This is a genomic window from Nonomuraea sp. NPDC049750 (assembly GCF_040659625.1).
In the GTDB taxonomy this organism is placed as follows: domain Bacteria; phylum Actinomycetota; class Actinomycetes; order Streptosporangiales; family Streptosporangiaceae; genus Nonomuraea.
The window spans coordinates 1-17,605 of the sequence record NZ_JBFANB010000053.1 but is presented as its reverse complement, the minus strand read 5'-3'; the positions used below and the strand labels follow the sequence as shown (position 1 = coordinate 17,605).

The window sequence follows — 17,605 nt, the reverse complement described above, 5'->3', positions numbered from 1 at the left end:
TGGGCTATGTGCATCGCACGACGATATCGATGCCCGCTCATCCGCCCTCCCCGAAGATCCACGCCCATACCGCCTGCCCCAGACGCCCTTTCATCGGGCCTGCCCGAAGCAGCCCCACCATCCGGCCCACCCCAAGACGCCCCACCATCCGACCCGCCCCAAGACGCCCCATCATCCGGCCTGTCCGAAGAGGAACATGGCGATGCCCACAACGCCGACCAGGAGGAGCCTTCCGGCCACCGTGGCCGTTCGCGGGACCGGCCCGGTGCGCAATGTGGCCACGCCCAGAGGAACGAGCGCGACACACAGTCCCGCAGCGGCGGCGATCGACCAAGGAGTCGTTCCCTTCAGCACCCCCAGCGGCATCGCCGATGCCAAGCCGAGAGCCAAGGCACGTAGCGGTCCGAACACCCCCGAGCGGTAGGCGCCGACGGCCAGCAGAATCCAACCGCCCATGATGGCGGCGTTCAGTGCGCTGAAGACGTGGAACGCGCTATAGGTCTCGCTCACCGTTCGCGTCGCCGATGCCGCCCCCTGAACGGTCACCAGCTGGAAGTCCAGGTGGTCGACACCGGCATGAAACGCTCGGGCGAACAAACCGAGGACCGTTAAGGTGCCGCCCCATACAGCCAGCTCCCGGAAGCCTTCGCCGATCCTGACAGCGAGAAGCACGACTCCCGGCCAGAGCAGCACCCACCCGGCGGCGACAAGGCTGTAGGAGGCCGTCATGAGTTCCGGATCGTGCTCATAAGCGCTCAGTTGCGCAGGGAAGAAGAAGTCGTAGCGCAGGCGAAGCAGGACCCCAGCGAGCAGTAGCAGGGGGCCGACGACGAGGGAGGCGCCGCCCACCCAGCGTCCCGGCAGGACAGGACTCGAAACGGCGATTGAGGGAGTCGGGAAAGTCATGGGCCAACGATGCTGCAGCCGCATGCGCCGCGTCGTCGGAGTACGGGCCATACTTTCAGGTCAGACTGTGGTCGTACGGGCCTGCCTTGTGTCGGCTTCCAGTCCGGTCTTGAGACTAGACACCATGCCGCTCGGTGCTCCCGCGCGTAGCTCGGGGCGGCGCCCTTGCCCCGAGTCGCGCCATCGGTGTCGGTCGTGTACTTCAGCGCGTCATCCTCCCTTCCCCGGCCAGGGTCGTCACCCGACTTGGCGAACGGGCGCAACCCTCACAGGGATGGCAAGGCCCCGCGCCGAACCGCTGGCGCTGGATCAGTGGCCTGAAGGAGCACCGTCCCGGCCCCGCTCCACGGAAGCTAGCCTGGGGCGGGCGCGCGATCGGTGGGTACGACGTGCCCACGGCGAGTGAGGGAGACGATGTCGGCGACGCGACTGCTGGTCCTCGGCGTGGTACGGCTGCACGGTCAGGCACACGGCTACCTGGTCGGATCCGAGCTGGATTCGTGGGAGGTCGCACAGTGGGCGGGGCTCAGGTCGGGCTCGATCTACCACGCTCTCCGTCAGCTGGCCAAGGACGGCCTGCTGGACGCCACCGAGGTGCACGAGTGGCCGGGCCGCATCGACTACGCCATCAACGACAAGGGCGAGGCGGAGTTCTTCGGGCTGCTGAGAAGTGCCCTGAGCGTGCCGGACCGACGCCCGGAGCTGCTCGGCGCGGCCCTCGCCCTACTGCCCGCGCTGCCTGAGAAGGAGGCGCTGGGGCTGCTCAAGGAGCGCTTGCGAGCGCTGGAGGTCGAGCAGGCGCGGATTGTCGCCGCGATGGACGAGCAAGAGCGGCCAACGCATCTGAGGGAGCTGTTCGGCCTGCGCGCGGCGCAGGCGGCGAACGACGCGGCGTGGACCCGTGGCCTGATGAGCAGGTTGGAACGGGGCGACGAACCGGCCTGAGCGACCGGGATTCGAGTTGACGGTGGGGAGGCCGATAAGCCATAGTTCGATACCCAAATTTGGTTAACCAAATTTGGCTATCAACGAAGGAGTTCCATGCGCATCGCGGCAGCAGCGTTACTGGCGCTGATCTCGATTCCCGTGACCACGACCACGACCACGACCCCGGCGGCGGCGAACAGCGCCACCACCTGCAGGACCGTCAGCGCCAAGGTGGCGATGACCGCCGGTGGCGCCGCCGACCAGCGCGTGGCCGGCACCCTGTGCCTGCCGCGCGGCCGCGCCACCAGCGTTCAACTGCTCATCCCCGGCGGCTTCTATGGTCAGGCCTACTGGCAGATGCGCGGGGACCGGCAGCGGCCCTCGTTCGTCGAGACGATGACCGCCGCCGGGTACGCCACGCTGGCCATCGACCGCCTCGGCACGGGCGCGAGCTCGTACCCGCCCAGCGCCCGCTTCCAGCAGGACACCCACCAGATCGTCATCCGCCAGCTCATCCGGCAACTGCGCGAGGGTCGCCTCGGCGGGCCGCGCTTCGCCAAGGTCGTCCTGGTCGGCCACTCGCTCGGCTCGACCCTTGCCCGTACCCTGGCCGCCGCGCATCCGGCGGAGGTGGACGGCGTCATCCTGACCGGCGAGTCGAGCGTGCCCAACGAGGCCGCGTTCGAGCAGATGGGCGCGGGGATCTACCGGGCCGCCGACGATCCGCGCTTCGCCGACCGCGGGCTCGACGACGGCTACCTCACCACCCGGCCGGGCCTTCGGGCCACCTGGTTCTACCACCGGCCCAACGCCGACCCCGAGGTCATCGCCGCCGACGAGGCCGCCAAGACCACCGATGTCTTCCCGCCCGGCGACTCCTATACCCCGCCCTCGATCAACAAGAGCATCCAGGCACCCGTACTGATCGTCAACGGCGAGCATGACAAGCTGCTGGCCGGAGCCCGCTCCTCCTCCGCGCTCCGCAGGCAGGAGGCCCCCTTCTACGGCCCGCGCGCGAGGCTGGAGACCATCGTGGTCCCCGGCACCGGGCACGTACTGAACGCGCACCGCACCGCGCCCCACTGGTTCGCGCAGGCCCGCGAGTGGGTCGACCGCCGCGTGGGCGGGGCGTCGGCCCACGGAGCAACAAACGGAGCGGCTCAATGAGCCACGAGCCGACCGACAGTCCGACCAGGTGGGTGGCCAGGCACGTCAACAGCTACGTCGAGTCCGGCGGCGCCCGGGGCCACCTCTTCCACGGCGCGCCCACTCTGCTGATCACCACCATCGGCCGCCGTTCAGGACTACCGCGCCGCACCGCGCTCATCTACGGCCGCGACGGCGACCGTTACCTCGTGGTCGCCTCCAACGCGGGCGCGGCCGACCATCCGCTCTGGTTCCACAACCTGCTCGCCCAGCCGCGGGTCAGGGTGCAGGTGGGCGCCGATGTGTTCGACGCGGTGGCCCGCCCGGCGACCGCGGACGAGCGGCCCCACCTGTGGGAGACGATGACCGCGATATGGCCGCACTACACGGGCTACCAGCGAAAGGCGCCCAGGGAGATCCCGGTGGTCGTCATCGAGCAGGCGGGCGCGGTCCTTAGCTGAAAAAGGCCCCTACAGGTCGCGCGCGGAGAGCTTCAGCGTGCAGGTGTGCTCGAAGCGGGCGCCCATCCGGGCCCACAACTCGGCCGCGCGGGACAGCGCGTCGAGGTTGGCGTACTGCCGACCGGTCGCCCGCAACACCGTGGCCGCGACCCAGTCGTTTTCCCCGGTGTCCGCGGCGGCCGCGGCCAGGTCGGCTTCCGCACGTGGAAGCTCGGCGGCCACCGCGAGCTCGACAGCCGCGGCGCGCGCGAACGGCAGGTATCGGGCCCGCATCCGGTACTGCCAGGCGTGCTCGGCCAGTTCCGCCGCCCGGTGCAGATCACCGAGGTGCAGCGCGATCCTGGCGTCGACGAAGGTGGTCAGCGGGGCCAGCCGAGACTGGAATGAGCCGTTCTGGTGGGGAGCGGCGCTCTGCGCGGCGCGGTTCCGCCACCGTTCCACGTTGTCCCGGTCTTCGCGCAGGCCGTGGGCGAGGATGACGAACGGCATGGTGACCTGCATCCAGAACATCCGCGGCCGTCCGGCGCGCTGCCAGCCCTCCCACATGGCCTCGGCGAGCCGGATGGCCTCGTCGAGGTCGCCGCTGAGGACGACCATCGGAATGGTCTTGCTGGCGGTCAGATACGCGCTGTCGCCGGACAGGTCGTCGGTACCGATCAGCCGGGCGATGGTACGCGCGGCCGGCAGGTCGCCGGCGGCCACGGCGTCCAGGCAGGCGAGCGCCTGGGCGTCGTCGAGCTCGGCGACGTACGCGGGGCTGTGCGGGTCCAGGCCGGCCAGCAACTCCAGGCGCTCGCTGGTGATCTGATGCGCCTCGCGGCCGCGGCCGTCGTTGGTCGCGACGGTACGCGCCGCGTCCAGGGCGGCGCTGATCAGGATCGGATCTCCGGTGACCCGTGCCGCCTTGACGGCGGCCGCGGCCAGATCGAAATCGGGCTGAAGCACTTCGGGGCCGTCGGTCCAGGCGGCCGCGCAGGCCAGCCGGGCGGCGACGACCGGATCGTCGTGATCGCCGGCCGCGGTCGCCTCCTCCAGGAGTTCGCGGCGCCGCTCGTACGGGATCGGGCTGCGGAAGGTGACCGGGAACCGACCGGCCATCTCGACGGCGCGGGCGAGCGTGACGGCGCGCGCGTTGCCGTCGCCTGCCGCGCGGGCCCGTTCGGCGGCGGCCAGCCACAGGTCGTACGCCCTGCTCGAGTCGTTGATCACCTGCGCGCAGTCGGCCGCGTGGCCGAGATCGTCGATCGCCTCCGGCGGCGTCGGCGCGCAGCCGGCCGCGCGCTCGTACCAGTCGGTGGACGCGCGCAGATACCCACGCGCGAAGGTGAGCCGGGCCAGCTGCCGGATGAGCCCATGGGTGTCCGGTGCCGTCGCCAGTGCGGCGCGCAGGTCACCCGCCACCCTGTCGAAGGTGGGATGCCAGTTCTCGCCGAGCCGCGCCGCGAGGCCGGTCGCGGTGTCGATGGCCCAGCTCAGGTACCGCCGCCGCACCAGGTCGCGCTCCGGGTCGTCGTCGAGCTGCTCGGCGGCGAACGCGCGGATGGTCTCCAGCAGGTGCCAGTTGCCCTGCCGGTGCCGGATCAGGCTCTTGTCGACGAGCCTGCCGAGCATGTCGGCGGCGTCAGGGGCGGACAGGCCGACGACGGCGATGGCGGCCGGCAGGTCGAAGTCGCCGACGAACACGCTCAGCCGCCGGAACACGGCGCGCTCGTCCTCGGCGAGCAGGTCGTAACTCCAGCCGATCACCGCTCGAAGCGACCGATGCCGTACCACCGCCCCGCGACCTCCCGCCAGCAACCGCAGGTAGTCGCCCAGTCCGCTCAGCATCCCGGTGGCGCCCAGCGAGGCGCTGCGCGCCGCGGCCAGTTCGATCGCCAGCGGCAGACCGTCCAGCCGGGCGCACAGATCCGTCACCGTCGCCGGGTCTAGTTGGTGGCCGGGGTGTGCCAGCTCGGCGCGGTCCCGGAACAGCTCTTCGGCGTCCGAACCGAGCGCGAGCGGCGCGAGGGGGTGTACCCGCTCGCCGGGGAGTCCGAGCCGCTCCCGGCTGGTCGCCAGGATCGTGGTGGGGCAGGTGGCCAGGATCCGCTCGGCGAACTCGGCCACCGCGTCGGGCACATGCTCGCAGTTGTCCAGCACCAGCAGCGACGGGCCGCGCCGCAACCGGGCCACGACGGCCTGCTCCACCGGCTGCTCGGCATGCTCGGACACGCCCAGCACGGCGGCGACCGCCTGCCCGACCAGGCCGTCTCGTACGGGCACCAGATCGACGAACGCCGCGCCGTAGCGATATCGCGACGCCGCCTCCTCCGCGACCACCCCGGCGAGCCGGGTCTTGCCCACCCCGCCCGGCCCGGCCAGCGTCACCAGCCGGCCGTCCGCCACGGCCGCCAGCACGGCGCCGATCTCGTCCCGCCGCCCGACGAAACTGGTCCGCGGGCGCGGCAGGCCGGCGATGGTCCCGGGCGGCGTGATCGTCTCATCGGTGGTCGCGGCGCGCGCGGCGAGCGCCTGCCGGTCGGTCACGCCGTACTTGCGCAGCAGCGAAGAGACATGGCCCTCGACCGTACGGACGGAGATGTGCATGCGGCGGGCGATCTGGGCGTTGGACAATCCGGCGCCGAGCGTCGTCAGCACCTCGGCCTCCCGCGCCGAGATCTCGGGCCCGCTCACGTGGCCTCCAGGTGGTGACCACGTGGCCGGTACGGATGTCCGCCGGCCGCCGCGGGCGCAAGCCGGAGTCGCGTCGGGAGGTGAGGGTGACCGACTGCGGTCACGAAGCCATGACCCGCGCAGGCAGCGCCATGCGCCTGTCTCATTAGCGCATCTCCCAGATCGTCTCGCCGCTACCCCGTAGGGCGTACGCGTTGCTCACCCGCTTCGAAGCGGTTCTCAGTGAAGCTGGCCGGTTTCGTGCAGGTGGTCGAAGATGATCTGGTCCACGGGGGCTACACGATCGCGGGCGGCGTACGTCAGCCAGATGACTTCTTCGATCTCGCTGCTGGGAGTGGGTGTTCCCTGGTGATCGGCTGTGTAGCAGGTCATCTGTACGTCAACGCCGTCGGCGTGGCCGTGTGCCTGCGCCAGGTAAGTGCCCACGTGGGTGGCTGTGGCGGGGATGATGGCGACGGACAGTTCCTCATCGATCTCGCGAACGAGGGTGTCGAGATCGGTTTCGCCGGGTTCGCGTTTGCCGCCAGGCAGGTAGTAGACGTCCTTACCGCGCGAGCGAGTGCTGAGGATTCTGCCGTCCCGCAGGTGGATCCAGGCGATCTTGTCGATGAGGTTGGCCATCGTGTATCCCCCTCGCTGGTTGAGAACGGCCGATCGAGCAGCCGGTTCGTCCGGTCGTTCGATGAGTCTGCCACGGCGGGAGGGGGTTCCGGCGCGTACGCAGGGCGACCGCGCACGTACCAGGTCGCCGCTGGACCACGCGAGCCCATAACCGACCGCCCAGGTCCCGAGCCCACCCACGGCCAGGTGCGACGCCCAATTGACCGACGGCCGACCGGTGGTGGTCTCCGCCGGCAACGACGGCAAGGTACGGGTGTGAAGCCTGGGCCCGCCATACCCGTCGCCCGGCCCGTGACCGAATGTACCGCTGCGCCACCTCGCCTGTTTAGGGTGATGATCTTCAACAAGATCGGAGAGTGCATGAACACCCAGGCGAGCAAACACACGATCGAAATGCGGTCCGATGTCGTGATCAAGCGATACCGACAGTTGGACTATGGCCAGCCTGAGCGGGAATGGCGAGCATTGGAGCTGCTCAACGAGTACTCCCCTGGGCTTGCGCCGGCGCCCGTGAACGCCGATCTGGAGGCCGACCCGCCAACCGTGGTGATGTCTCGACTCGGCGGCGCCGCCGTGGCGGGACCGATCAAGGGGCAACTGGCGGACGCGCTGGCCGAGGCCGTCACCGGAGTCCAGCAGACGATCCCCCAGCATGTGTTGGAGCGGGTCCCCGCTCGGGCCGGGCATCCAGTCGAACTCCTCGACCAAATTCGATCATGGTGGGCGGCGGCTCCTGATGCGGAACCTGTGGTCAGGGACGCGTTTCGCGAGGCTGGGAACTGGATGAAGCAGCCCATGTTGGAGGTGCTGTTGGCGCAGCCCGGCACTGCGGTGTTCGGCACCGGCGACGGGAACCTGGCCAACTATCTGTGGGATGGGACCAAAGTCGGCGTTGTGGACTTCGAGTTTTCCGGCCGCAGCGATCGCGCCTTCGAACTCGCCGAGGTCGTCGAGCACATATCGGTGTGGCGCAACGACGCCGCCGGCATGACCGCGGTGCTGGAGAGGTTCGGGTTGACGGCTGACGAAGCCGCCCGGCTCACGGAATGCCGCCGCCTTCTCGCGCTGTATTGGCTGTTGCGGACCCGGGGAGAGACCAAGACGGCTCAGGCGGAACGGATGCTGGCGTTGCTGTAGAGGGACGCGTCCAGGTCCGCCCGCAACAAACGGTCGATGAGGTCTTTGTACGGGTCCCGCCGGATCGACCGCCCAGTGACATTACGGTCGGTTATGGTCCGGCTGATGGCTGCCCGGCGGGCAGAGCGGACTGCACAACACGTCGACCCAGACGCCGGTGACCGGCGCGGTGATCTGCTCGACGGCGTCGGCCGGGATCATGTCGTCCGTGACGTCGGCCCAGATCATGCGCATGGCGGAGGCCAGCGTGACGATGCGGGTGCCGCACCGCGCACAGACACGCACGTCACCGGACATCTCCAGGGGCAGCGGGCCACTCACGAAGCTTCCCACTCCCCGCAGACGAACCAGACGGTCTTGCCCTCCGGATCGGGATCGACACCCCACCGATCCGCGTAGGCCGCGACGATCGCCAGCCCGCGACCATGCTCCTCATCGAAGCCGGCCGGCAGCAGGGTCGGCCATCCAGGGCTGCGATCGGCCACCTCCCCCCGAACGCTCCTCCGGTACCGGCGCAGCGAGAGCGTCATCGGCGATCTCGCGTGCACGACCACGTTGGTCGCCACCTCCGAAACGACCATGGTCAGGTCTTCGGCCAGAGCGGACAGGCCCCACCCGGCGAGCGCTTCACGTACGAGTTGCCGCGCCTTACCTACCGACTCGGGGTCGGCGGGCAGGACCCAGCGCATCTCGCATGAGTTCTTGTCGTCCCACACGGAGGCCGGGGGCACGAGGCTAGGGTTCTTCATAGGTCAGGGGGCTCCGTATTCCTGATCCAGTCCTCGGGCGGGTGGTTGCGTCACCACGCCCGAGGACGCCGGGGTTGTCTCCGCTCACCGAATACGCGTCGAGCAGGTACGTGCGCATCGATCGGCGGCATGCGTAGTACGTGAAGACTTGATGCTGACCGTGGCCGCCCACGCACCGGGCAAGCCGGTCTAGAAACGCTCCGGCGTGACCATCGTGGCAACTTTCCGTCCTATAGCGCCCACTCTCTGTGACCGGAGCAGCTAGCCTCATGATGCCTTTGAATGCGCTCAACTAGCAATACCTAAATTCGGCAATGCCTATAGATGCGCTATGTACTATTTGCCGCGATACGCAAAGGAGGCCCTGCACGTGGCATATAGCCCAACGGTCAGGCGAAGGCGCCTTTCCAACGCTCTACGCCAGTTCCGCGAGACCGCAGGTCTCGATTCCAAAGAGGCTGCTCGACGACTCGGGTGGCAGCCCAGCAAAATAACCAGGATCGAAAGGGATGAATGGCGGCGGCCGACTGTTAACGACGTCATGGACCTGCTCGAGGTCTATGGCGTGACGGATGAGGCCAGACGGCAGGCCATCATCGCCCTGGCACGAGAGAGCCGTCGACGCGGATGGTGGGAGGAGGAGTTCAAGGACATCCTGGGTGGAGCACTCGTTGGCTTGGAATGGGAGGCGTCAGAAATCCAGACCTTCGAGGCGATACTGATCCCCGGCCTGCTCCAAACCGCCGACTACGCCAAGGCGGTTTTCAAAGGCGGACGCGTGATGGAGAGGGACGACATCGAACGCCTCACCGAAGCGCGCCTGGCCCGTCAACGGATGTTGGATCGCGAAGACCCGCCGACTCTCTGGGCCATAATCGACGAGGCCGCACTACGCAAGCAGGTCGGCGGCGTCGACGTGATGCGCGAGCAACTCCACCACCTGCGCCGGATGGCCGAGCACCGGAACATCGGCATCCAGGTGCTCCAAGACGCGACTGGCGCGCACACCTCGATGACCGGCGGGTTCACCATCCTTGACTACCAAGCATCTGAGGATCCGAGCATCATCTATGTCGAGGTGGGCTCCGCCGGCGACCTCTTTCTGGAGAAGCCGGAGGATGTAGCCCACTATCGGAAAAGCTACGGCTACCTGCGTGCATCCGCACTGAGCGCCGACGCGTCGGCGACGTACATTGAAGATCTGGCAAAACACCTTAAGTAAGGGGCGGAAGTAATGGATCACCCCCACTCCGGACTTATCTGGCGCAAATCCTCCCGCAGCTCGGCAGAGGGGCAGAACTGTGTCGAGGTCGCGACGCTTTCCAACGGAGGCTGGGCCGTACGCGACTCCAAGAACCCCGGCGGACCCATCCTGACCTTCACCTCGGGCGAGTGGGATGCCTTCATCGGAGGCGCCAAGGACGGCGAGTTCGACTGACGGCCGAGCCAAGCTACAGGACAGAGCCTGCGCAGCGTGGCGCTCCACGGGATGATCGACCGACACAACCCCCACCTGCGCCGACCTGCCGCTGGAGACATCGCAGGTGACCCCACCACCTACTACGCCACCGCCAGCCGCACCGGAAAGCGGTGGACCGCCACAGCCACCGACCTGCCCGGCGGACATACCGTCCAGGCCCAAGGCGCAAGCTGGGCCGAGGTGAAGAGCAACGTCGCCGAGCGTGACGCGGTTCGCCAGGCCACCCGCCTCTTCATCGCCCAGGGATGGAGCACCAGGGACGCAGGCAGCGCCATGCGCTTGTCTCACCAGCGCATCTCCCAGATCGTCTCCGCCGCTACCCCGTAGGGGGTACGCGCCCAGCAGCGCCTCGCGCAAGCGGTCTGACTGACCCGCCGGGGCCGTCGCCCGGCCCTCGCCGTTGGCTCAACAGAGGGGCAAGAGCCGGTGGCGGATCACCCCGCGCTTGCGGGCCGTGTCGAGGTAGGAGCGTACGGCCAGACAGGCGCCGGCGCCCATCGGCGTGCAGCACATGCCCGAGCGTCAACAGGGCGCAGGTGCGGCCCATGGGAGGTCGGCGAGCCGGACGCCGAGGCGGGCATAGCCGCTGCCGTCGTGTGGCCGCAAGCACATCGCCACTGATGCGCCCGATGCTCGGGCACCTCGACTCCGGCCAGCGGGATGTCCCATGCCTGCGCCCTCACCCCTGCCATTCCACCGGACGAGGGGCTCCGCGCTGGAAGTGATTCGAGTTCTTGAGCCCCACAGGCCTGATCGCGCAACAAAGCCCAGCTCACAGAACGAAACCGCGTTTCCGATCGGGCACCGCGAATGCGCCGATGTCCCCGCCGTGGATTCTCTCGGGCCAGCCGGACGATCAGCTCGCGGACACATTCGCTCACTCGTGAACATCCCACATTCACCATCTGTTAAACATCCAACGTTGGACGTAGGATGTCCCATCCATGACTGTCTCCTGTCAGGAAGGGCAAGGACATGCACGATGGTCACCCCCCAAAGGTCCGTACCGGGCGCTCCTGGCGCCGCCGGGCGGGCGCCGTAGTGGTGCTCGCCGGCTTACTCGTCAGCGGGTTAGGCGCGCCGGCGACCGCGGCGCCGGCAGGGACCGTCCAGGCCGACACATCGAGTGACACCGCGCCGTTCGTGGACGAGCAGGTGCTCTACAAGCAGGGCGACTTCGGATACGGCTGCTTCCGGATCCCCGCCGTGGTGCGGGCCACGAACGGCATGGTCTTGGCGTTCGCCGAGGGGCGGGTGAAGGACTGCGGCGACGACGAGGACATCGACCTCGTATTGCGCCGTTCCGCCGACGGCGGGCGGACCTGGGGACCACTGCAGGTGATCTCGGAGGGCAACGGTACGACCCACGGCAACCCGGTGCCGATCGTTGACGAGCGTACCGGGCGGGTCGTGCTGGTGAGCACCCACAACGGTGGGGAGCCGTGCCCGAACGGCTGTGACCGCGACCCCTGGGTGCAGTTCAGTGACGACCACGGGGCGACCTGGTCGGCTGCCAGGGAGATGACCGAGGGCAAGCGTCCGGAGTGGAACTTCTGGTACGCCACCGGCCCGATGCACGGCATCCAGCTCAAGCTCGGCCCGCACGCCGGCCGGCTGGTCGTCGGGGCGAGTTTCGAAAGCTGGGACCGGGTCGGCAAGCACGTCTACGGCACGCACTTGCTCTACAGCGATGACAGCGGGGTGACCTGGAACATCGGCGCCGAGACGTCCCGCGACGACGGCACGGTCATCGCCCAGGAGGTCACCGTCATCGAGCTCACCGATGGGCGGATCTACGCCTCGGCCCGCGAGCGCGGCACCGACGAGGGCAGCCGGGCGTACGCGACCAGCAGCGACGGCGGCGAGACGTGGGACGCGCCGTTCCGCACCAAGCCGGCGCCGGCGACGACCGACATCCAGGCGTCGCTGCTGCGGTTCAGCGACAAGCGCATCCTCTTCTCCGCGCCGATGCACCCGGGCGCCCGGGAGGCGATGGGGATCCGGTCGTCCTACGACGAGGGGCGCCGCTTCGAGACGTGGGACGAGGGCAAGGTCTTCTACTGGGGGCCGTCGGCGTACTCGGACATGGTGCGCCTGGACGGCGACGAGGCGGCCCTGATGTACGAGGCCGGCAACATCACGCCGTACGAGCAGATCCGGTTCACCCGGTTCAACGAGGCGTACCTGGAGACGCCGAACGGCACCCCGCCCGGCATCCCCGGGCCCCCCGCGCCCGGCCCGACGACGCCGGACAACTCGCCCTACCGCAACCAGGCGTATGTCCGCGGTGGTGCGCAGACCACCGATGGGCGGTTCGGCAGCGGGCTGGCCCTGGACCGGGTGGACGACCGGGTGGAGGTGCCGTTCAACGACAGCATCGACCTCGGCGCGAAGGACTTCACGCTGAGCTCCTGGATCCGGTATTCGGAGCAGACCGGCGCGCACACGATCCTCTGGTTCCACCGGGTGAACAGGGGCACCAACCCGCCGGCGCTGTGGCTGCGGGCCGAACCCGCCAGCAACCGCATCCGGGCGGTCCTCTCCGTCGACCGGTTCAACGTGACCGTACAGTCGCCGAGCGCGTACAACGACGGGCAGTGGCACTTCGTGGTGCTCCAGCGGGTACGTGGCGAGCTCCGGCTCCTGGTGGACGGCGTACAGGTCTCGTCGGCGGCGGCGCCGGCCGGTTCGGTGACCCTCGGCAAGGAGTTCGGACTTGAGGGGATCCACGTCGGACAGCGGCTGGACGGTGTGGACCGCTTTCGCGGCACGCTGGACGAGGTACGCGTCTACCGGCGCGCCCTCGCGAGCACCGAACTGGACCTGATCCGACGGTTCAACGCCCCGATTGGCGGTCAGCTTGGGCTGCGGCTGCCGTTCGATCACGTCAGCTGAGAGGACACGAACCGCTAGGCGATGGCGCTCGCGTGGTCACGTGGGCGTCATCGCCGTGCCTTGGCGCCGGCCGGGCTGAAGGCGGCGAGGAGCGAGAACGAGCAAGGTCTGTCCGGTTGCCTGTCTGTGTCGTCGACGTAAAATCTCCTGCCCCGCCTGGCCTTCAGAGATCGAGAGGTGGGATGTTTGGACATACGGTCTTCGACGAGCCTGGGGGCAGCATACGTATGCGTGACGGCACGTCGCTTCAGGAGCGCATCGTCGCCATGATCCACGAGCGCGGACTGGTCCCCGGGTCACCGATGCCGACCGAAGTGCAATTGATGGATCTGCTGGGGGCGAGCCGCAACAGCGTCCGCGAGGCCGTGCGGGCCCTGCGGGCGTTGGGCATCGTCGAGATCCGGCACGGTCATGGGACGTTCGTCGGGCACGCGTCGCTCGACGTACTGACACCGTCGCTTGCCTTCCGGGTGCGTTCGGGGCCGGGCGGCGGGATCCGCGCGCTGCAGGATCTGGTCGAGGTCCGCGAACTGCTCGAGACCGGGCTGGTCGGCCAGGTGGCCCAGAGCACCAGCGCCCCCCGGCTCGCCGCGTTGGACGCCCTGGTCAATGGCATGGATCGGGACCCGGAAGCCGATCGGGCGTTCCACGCGCTGCTGTACGAGTTGTGCGGCAACGAATTGGTGCTGCAGTTGATCGGTCTGTTCTGGGACGTCTACCACGAGGTCGAGCCGACACTCGGCCCACCGGAGGAGCGAAGCGCGGAGATCGTCGTCAACCACCGCCGGATCGTGGCGGCGCTTCGTGCCCGGGACACCGAGGCCGCCCAGGAGGCGATGCGGCTGCACTTCCGCGACGTCAGGGCGCGCATCGCGCGGGCGGAGGCCCGGCCGGTACCCGCGCCCGGCCATCCCCGGTCACGCCAGCCCGACGGCTGATTTCCATACCGATGGCCTGACGGCCGCCTTCGGCGATGGAGCGTAGGCGCTCGCGGTCGGCATGCCCCGGCGCGTCGCCGACCCAGTGGTTCGGCGTCGATACGATCCCGCGTCGACGCCGAACCTACTCGTCGATACCGGCCACGCCGGTCATGCCGGTCATGCCGGTCATGCCGAGGGACCTTCGGTTCAGAGGAGTCCGGCCGGCGTGCCCGGCAATGGCCGCGTCACCCACACGCGCCAGAGGCATCGCTGCTCAGCAGTTACTCCGCGTAGGGCTGGTCCTTTCCCTGGGCGCTGTAGCCGAGACTCCAGATGTAGCCGTCCGGGTCCGCGAAGGAGCCGCCGTACCCACCCCAAGGCAGAGCGCCGGCGGGCTTGAGGATCGTGGCGCCGGCCTTCTCGGCCTCCGCGATGATCTCGTCGACTCGCGCCTCACTACGGACGACGTAGGTGAGAACCAGCCCGCTGAAACCGCTGCCTTCCGGGCTCGTGCCCACCTGGTCGGCCAAGCCGTCGCGGCCGTAGAAGCCGACGGGCGAGGCTCCGTCCGATTCGAAGAACACCGAGATGCCGTAGTCGTTCTTGATCTTCCAGCCGAGCCCGTCGGTGTAGAACTGCTTGGCCCGGTCCAGGTCCCGGACACCGAGGAGGATCGAGCTGACGTGCGCTTTCATACCTTGTCTCCCTATGTACGTCAGGTGTACGTGTTGCCCGAACATCCGAGCCGGGCCCGGATGTCACATCGGCGTGGTTTCGCCGGTCAATTGGTATGACAGGCCCGGACGGAGGAACGTGACGGATGACTGAGCAGGACTGGGTGAGCCAGCGGTTCGCCGAGCACCAGGACCGCTTGCAAGCGATGGCGTACCGGATGCTCGGCTCGCCCAACGAGGCCGAGGACGCGGTGCAGGAGGCGTGGCTGCGGGTCAGCCGCGCCGACACCGGCCAGGTGGAGAATCCGGCCGGGTGGCTGACCACGGTCGTCGCCCGGGTCTGCCTGAACATGCTCGAAACACGCCGAAGCCGGCGTGAAGACTCGGCCGGGGCACTACCGCCCGAACCGGACGCGGGTATCCACCCTCCAGATCACGCCGGCCCTGAGGACGAGGCGCTGCTGGCCGATTCGGTCGGGGTCGCGCTGATGGTGGTGCTGGACACGCTGACTCCCGCCGAGCGGCTCGCGTTCGTCTTGCACGACGTCTTCGCCGTGTCGTTCGGCGAGATCGGCCCCATCATCGACCGCTCCCCGGTGGCGGCCCGGCAACTCGCCAGCCGGGCCCGGCGCCGGGTACAAGGAGCGGCCGGGGCATCCGATGCCGCGCGCTCGACGAAGCGGGACATCGTCGAGGCCTTCCTCGCCGCCTCCCGGCGCGGGGATTTCGCCGCCCTGCTCGAGTTGCTCGATCCGGACGCCGTGATCGGCGAGATCCGCGGCGACCAGGCGGTGGCGGCCTTCTTCGCCGGTCGAGCTCAGGCCGCCCGGCTCGCTCTGGTCGACGGGGTACCGGCGGCCGTCTGGTCGCACCTCGGCCGGCCGAAAGCCGTCATCACGTTCACCATCGACGACGAGAAGATCACCCGCATCGATATAGACACCGATCTGGACCGGCTCCGCGACCTCGACATCGTCATTCTTACCGCCGGCGACAAGGAGCGGCGTTGAGCCGACGACCAGCCACGCTCACGCCCCTCCTGAAACGGTGAGTGGTCTACTCGACATGCGCGCGTTTTAGCACGTCATCCCTCAAATGCCGCCAAGTGGTCTACCGGTCGGATACTGGTAGCGACCGAACGGGTGAGCAGGGAGCAGGCCGTGATATCGACACAAGCCGCATGGCAGCGGGTGGCGTTGGGTGGGCTGATCCTGCCGCTGACCGTGATCATTGTCCTCATGACCCCGGCCTTCTTGGTGCTGCCGTTCTTCGCATGCGGCCGTGAGTTCGTCCTCAAGCTGGTGGACGGACTCACCGCATGGGCGCGTGCCATCGTCCCGAAGGCTGATGCCAAATGACGCCAGGAATGTGAGACGAGTCGGCCTGTAAGCCGGGTTCTAATTCGGCGTGATCGTGACATGCGACGGGATCACACGAAATGCTGTCTGACCTACAGGAACATTGTGGTCACTTGTCGTTGCCTGACATCATCTTGCGGTGCGATGTGCCCTGGATGTGCCCTGCGAAGAAGGCATGTCCTCCGAACCATCGTGATGGGACTCGAACCAGAATCTCGTGATGTTGATTAGTTCGTGCTGGTTCAGGCGCGAGGTCGTGTCGGTCAGTGATGTTCAGTCCTGTCCAGGCGAGTTCATCGTGGGTGCCTCCCGGTCTGGCTCCCCTTCAACCTTTCGGCCAATCATGCTTCAGACGTTTCCGTCGGGGCTGTCAACCATCCTGAATTCTTCGATGCGAAGCTTTGGGGACATCTCCTGACCTTGCGTTTTGCCTGGTCAACCCCCCTATTCATGTGCATCGTAGGGCATAGGCAGGTTTCCGTGAGCGTCTTCGATGCCATTCCTTTTGTCACTCAGGTTGGGCGTCAGATCTGTCGTTCCTGTGGCGGAGAACCCTTTCGTCAGGCCTTTAGGTGAGTCCAGCCCGCCCGCCACGCGCCGTACGTAATGCCGTATGACTTCCCACTGCAGGTTCCGCCCCGCTTGCACGACTGCTTCGCGAACCTCAGTCGACTGACCTTCCCGCGCTCAAGGCCGTAGTAGTCCATCCTCCACTTCCAGAGATTAGGCCCGATTCCTTTAGTACAGATTGCAACGACTTCCGCGAGATTGTAGGCTTTTTCCCGAGTGGTGCTTTTCCCCGTAGGGATTCCAAATGCGAAGCTGACGTGCTGCTCGCCGACTTTGTACCGCGAGATTCCGGTATCGTAGGTCTTTTTTGCGGTCCCCTGCTTGCATGTCGCGCCCCACTTGGTGTACAGGAATCCGGGAGACGCTGCAGCCGCTTGCGGGGTAATCGCTACTCCGCCAATGGCGATCATGGATGTTGCAAGTCCCACAGCGAATCGCCGCATGACTGGGCTAGCCGGTTTCCTCATGATCCCGCCTTTCGTCGAGAGATATCAACGATGAGATCGTATGAGGGGGCGGTATATTTGAGGTATGTCGGAGATATTGCCGACCACAATTGCTCTGCCCTGGCTGCCCGTCTGCCGTCGTCCCACCCGCAGGGGTAGCGGGCCAGCCGCGGGGCTGCCCGGTCGCGCGCTCGGCGTCAGGGCCGTGATGGAGCGGAGGCGGCCCCGCGGCTGGTCTGCTAGGGCTTGCCCTGGGACGACGGTAGACGGGCAGGCTTTCACCTCAACCACTCATCCACCGTTCGCGGCGATCTTGGCCGCCCCGGAGCCGGAGCGCCCCGCCGGAGGCATGTTCTAACCCCGGCTCTGTCGCCGGCAACAGGTGCGCTGATGAGCTCAGCCCCGTGACCCGAGTAGTGCGCTCCTCTTGCGGCCCTGCCCTTCGTCCGCGCCAGCCGACCGGCGTTGTGACGGGTCGGGCGCGGGAGCCCAAGCGGGAGTGCCCGGCCCGTGCCGCGTCGGCGGCGCGTGCGGCCCGGGCAGGGCCGGTTGAGTCGGCATGAGGCGCGGTATCGGGATTGCTCTCGACCCGTTTCCTCATGCCGCTCGCCGAACCCGCCGTGCGCCTCTCGACGCAACGGG

At 68.0% G+C, this 17,605-nt stretch carries 17 protein-coding genes; 11 read left to right on the top strand and 6 right to left on the bottom strand.

The window, feature by feature from the left end; genetic code table 11:
* Positions 1-171: 171 nt before the first annotated feature.
* A complete protein-coding gene (locus AB0J16_RS57000; protein WP_358557005.1) occupies positions 172-906 on the bottom strand; it encodes a hypothetical protein in 735 nt (244 codons plus the stop codon).
* A 414-nt stretch (positions 907-1,320) separates the two neighbouring features.
* Between AB0J16_RS57000 and AB0J16_RS56995 the strand changes: the two genes are divergently transcribed.
* The 3 genes from AB0J16_RS56995 to AB0J16_RS56985 all read left to right on the top strand — a co-directional run bounded on the left by AB0J16_RS56995 (position 1,321) and on the right by AB0J16_RS56985 (position 3,440).
* On the top strand, positions 1,321-1,851 hold the full coding sequence (locus AB0J16_RS56995) for a PadR family transcriptional regulator (RefSeq protein WP_358557003.1): 531 nt from the start codon (positions 1,321-1,323) through the stop codon (positions 1,849-1,851).
* A 96-nt stretch (positions 1,852-1,947) separates the two neighbouring features.
* On the top strand, positions 1,948-3,000 hold the full coding sequence (locus tag AB0J16_RS56990; RefSeq protein ID WP_358557000.1) for an alpha/beta fold hydrolase: 1,053 nt from the start codon (positions 1,948-1,950) through the stop codon (positions 2,998-3,000).
* Complete coding sequence (locus AB0J16_RS56985; protein ID WP_358556997.1) at positions 2,997-3,440, top strand: nitroreductase family deazaflavin-dependent oxidoreductase; 444 nt, start codon at positions 2,997-2,999, stop codon at positions 3,438-3,440. The genes AB0J16_RS56990 and AB0J16_RS56985 overlap by 4 nt, the downstream gene beginning before the upstream one ends.
* A gap of 9 nt (positions 3,441-3,449) precedes the next feature.
* Here AB0J16_RS56985 and AB0J16_RS56980 read toward each other — a convergent pair whose 3' ends face one another.
* Complete coding sequence (locus AB0J16_RS56980) at positions 3,450-6,113, bottom strand: LuxR C-terminal-related transcriptional regulator (RefSeq protein ID WP_358556994.1); 2,664 nt, start codon at positions 6,111-6,113, stop codon at positions 3,450-3,452.
* A 219-nt stretch (positions 6,114-6,332) separates the two neighbouring features.
* Positions 6,333-6,734 carry an NUDIX domain-containing protein gene (locus tag AB0J16_RS56975; protein WP_358556991.1) on the bottom strand — a complete coding sequence of 134 codons (402 nt, stop codon included), beginning with the start codon at positions 6,732-6,734 and terminating at the stop codon, positions 6,333-6,335.
* Between the two features lie 333 nt (positions 6,735-7,067).
* Between AB0J16_RS56975 and AB0J16_RS56970 the strand changes: the two genes are divergently transcribed.
* Positions 7,068-7,871 (top strand): aminoglycoside phosphotransferase family protein, encoded by an 804-nt coding sequence (locus tag AB0J16_RS56970; protein ID WP_358556988.1) that lies wholly within the window; start codon positions 7,068-7,070, stop codon positions 7,869-7,871.
* Positions 7,872-7,952: 81 nt separating this feature from the next.
* Here the strand turns inward: AB0J16_RS56970 and AB0J16_RS56965 are convergent, their stop codons facing one another.
* Positions 7,953-8,192 carry a hypothetical protein gene (locus AB0J16_RS56965; protein WP_358556986.1) on the bottom strand — a complete coding sequence of 80 codons (240 nt, stop codon included), beginning with the start codon at positions 8,190-8,192 and terminating at the stop codon, positions 7,953-7,955.
* On the bottom strand, positions 8,189-8,620 hold the full coding sequence (locus AB0J16_RS56960; RefSeq protein WP_358556983.1) for an ATP-binding protein: 432 nt from the start codon (positions 8,618-8,620) through the stop codon (positions 8,189-8,191). The genes AB0J16_RS56965 and AB0J16_RS56960 overlap by 4 nt, the downstream gene beginning before the upstream one ends.
* A 331-nt stretch (positions 8,621-8,951) precedes the next feature.
* On the opposite strand from AB0J16_RS56960, the gene AB0J16_RS56955 reads away from it, so the two are divergent.
* The 5 genes from AB0J16_RS56955 (at position 8,952) to AB0J16_RS56935 (ending at position 13,933) form a co-directional block, all read left to right on the top strand.
* Positions 8,952-9,842: a helix-turn-helix transcriptional regulator gene (locus AB0J16_RS56955; RefSeq protein WP_358556980.1), complete on the top strand. Its 891-nt coding sequence runs from the start codon at positions 8,952-8,954 to the stop codon at positions 9,840-9,842.
* Positions 9,843-9,854: 12 nt separating this feature from the next.
* A complete protein-coding gene (locus AB0J16_RS56950; RefSeq protein WP_358556978.1) occupies positions 9,855-10,058 on the top strand; it encodes a DUF397 domain-containing protein in 204 nt (67 codons plus the stop codon).
* A 36-nt stretch (positions 10,059-10,094) separates the two neighbouring features.
* On the top strand, positions 10,095-10,427 hold the full coding sequence (locus AB0J16_RS56945) for a hypothetical protein (protein ID WP_358556975.1): 333 nt from the start codon (positions 10,095-10,097) through the stop codon (positions 10,425-10,427).
* A 648-nt stretch (positions 10,428-11,075) separates the two neighbouring features.
* Positions 11,076-12,995, top strand: coding sequence for a sialidase family protein (locus AB0J16_RS56940; protein WP_358556972.1), 1,920 nt, complete (start codon positions 11,076-11,078; stop codon positions 12,993-12,995).
* A 227-nt stretch (positions 12,996-13,222) separates the two neighbouring features.
* Positions 13,223-13,933, top strand: a complete 711-nt coding sequence (locus AB0J16_RS56935) for a FadR/GntR family transcriptional regulator (protein WP_358556969.1) — start codon at positions 13,223-13,225, stop codon at positions 13,931-13,933.
* A gap of 263 nt (positions 13,934-14,196) precedes the next feature.
* Here AB0J16_RS56935 and AB0J16_RS56930 read toward each other — a convergent pair whose 3' ends face one another.
* Complete coding sequence (locus AB0J16_RS56930) at positions 14,197-14,610, bottom strand: VOC family protein (protein ID WP_358556967.1); 414 nt, start codon at positions 14,608-14,610, stop codon at positions 14,197-14,199.
* Between the two features lie 125 nt (positions 14,611-14,735).
* Between AB0J16_RS56930 and AB0J16_RS56925 the strand changes: the two genes are divergently transcribed.
* Both AB0J16_RS56925 and AB0J16_RS56920 read left to right on the top strand, forming a co-directional pair.
* On the top strand, positions 14,736-15,599 hold the full coding sequence (locus AB0J16_RS56925) for a sigma-70 family RNA polymerase sigma factor (RefSeq protein WP_358556964.1): 864 nt from the start codon (positions 14,736-14,738) through the stop codon (positions 15,597-15,599).
* Between the two features lie 132 nt (positions 15,600-15,731).
* On the top strand, positions 15,732-15,947 hold the full coding sequence (locus tag AB0J16_RS56920) for a hypothetical protein (protein ID WP_358556961.1): 216 nt from the start codon (positions 15,732-15,734) through the stop codon (positions 15,945-15,947).
* The last annotated feature ends 1,658 nt before the right edge of the window (positions 15,948-17,605 follow it).

What these genes read in the sequence shown, in the direction of transcription:
- AB0J16_RS57000 (WP_358557005.1), bottom strand. Translation starts at nt 906, where the DNA reads ATGACTTTCCCGACTCCCTCAATCGCCGTTTCGAGTCCTGTCCTGCCG.
- AB0J16_RS56995 (WP_358557003.1), top strand. Translation starts at nt 1,321, where the DNA reads ATGTCGGCGACGCGACTGCTGGTCCTCGGCGTGGTACGGCTGCACGGT.
- AB0J16_RS56990 (WP_358557000.1), top strand. Translation starts at nt 1,948, where the DNA reads ATGCGCATCGCGGCAGCAGCGTTACTGGCGCTGATCTCGATTCCCGTG.
- AB0J16_RS56985 (WP_358556997.1), top strand. Translation starts at nt 2,997, where the DNA reads ATGAGCCACGAGCCGACCGACAGTCCGACCAGGTGGGTGGCCAGGCAC.
- AB0J16_RS56975 (WP_358556991.1), bottom strand. Translation starts at nt 6,734, where the DNA reads ATGGCCAACCTCATCGACAAGATCGCCTGGATCCACCTGCGGGACGGC.
- AB0J16_RS56970 (WP_358556988.1), top strand. Translation starts at nt 7,068, where the DNA reads ATGATCTTCAACAAGATCGGAGAGTGCATGAACACCCAGGCGAGCAAA.
- AB0J16_RS56960 (WP_358556983.1), bottom strand. Translation starts at nt 8,620, where the DNA reads ATGAAGAACCCTAGCCTCGTGCCCCCGGCCTCCGTGTGGGACGACAAG.
- AB0J16_RS56955 (WP_358556980.1), top strand. Translation starts at nt 8,952, where the DNA reads ATGTACTATTTGCCGCGATACGCAAAGGAGGCCCTGCACGTGGCATAT.
- AB0J16_RS56950 (WP_358556978.1), top strand. Translation starts at nt 9,855, where the DNA reads ATGGATCACCCCCACTCCGGACTTATCTGGCGCAAATCCTCCCGCAGC.
- AB0J16_RS56940 (WP_358556972.1), top strand. Translation starts at nt 11,076, where the DNA reads ATGCACGATGGTCACCCCCCAAAGGTCCGTACCGGGCGCTCCTGGCGC.
- AB0J16_RS56935 (WP_358556969.1), top strand. Translation starts at nt 13,223, where the DNA reads ATGCGTGACGGCACGTCGCTTCAGGAGCGCATCGTCGCCATGATCCAC.
- AB0J16_RS56930 (WP_358556967.1), bottom strand. Translation starts at nt 14,610, where the DNA reads ATGAAAGCGCACGTCAGCTCGATCCTCCTCGGTGTCCGGGACCTGGAC.
- AB0J16_RS56925 (WP_358556964.1), top strand. Translation starts at nt 14,736, where the DNA reads ATGACTGAGCAGGACTGGGTGAGCCAGCGGTTCGCCGAGCACCAGGAC.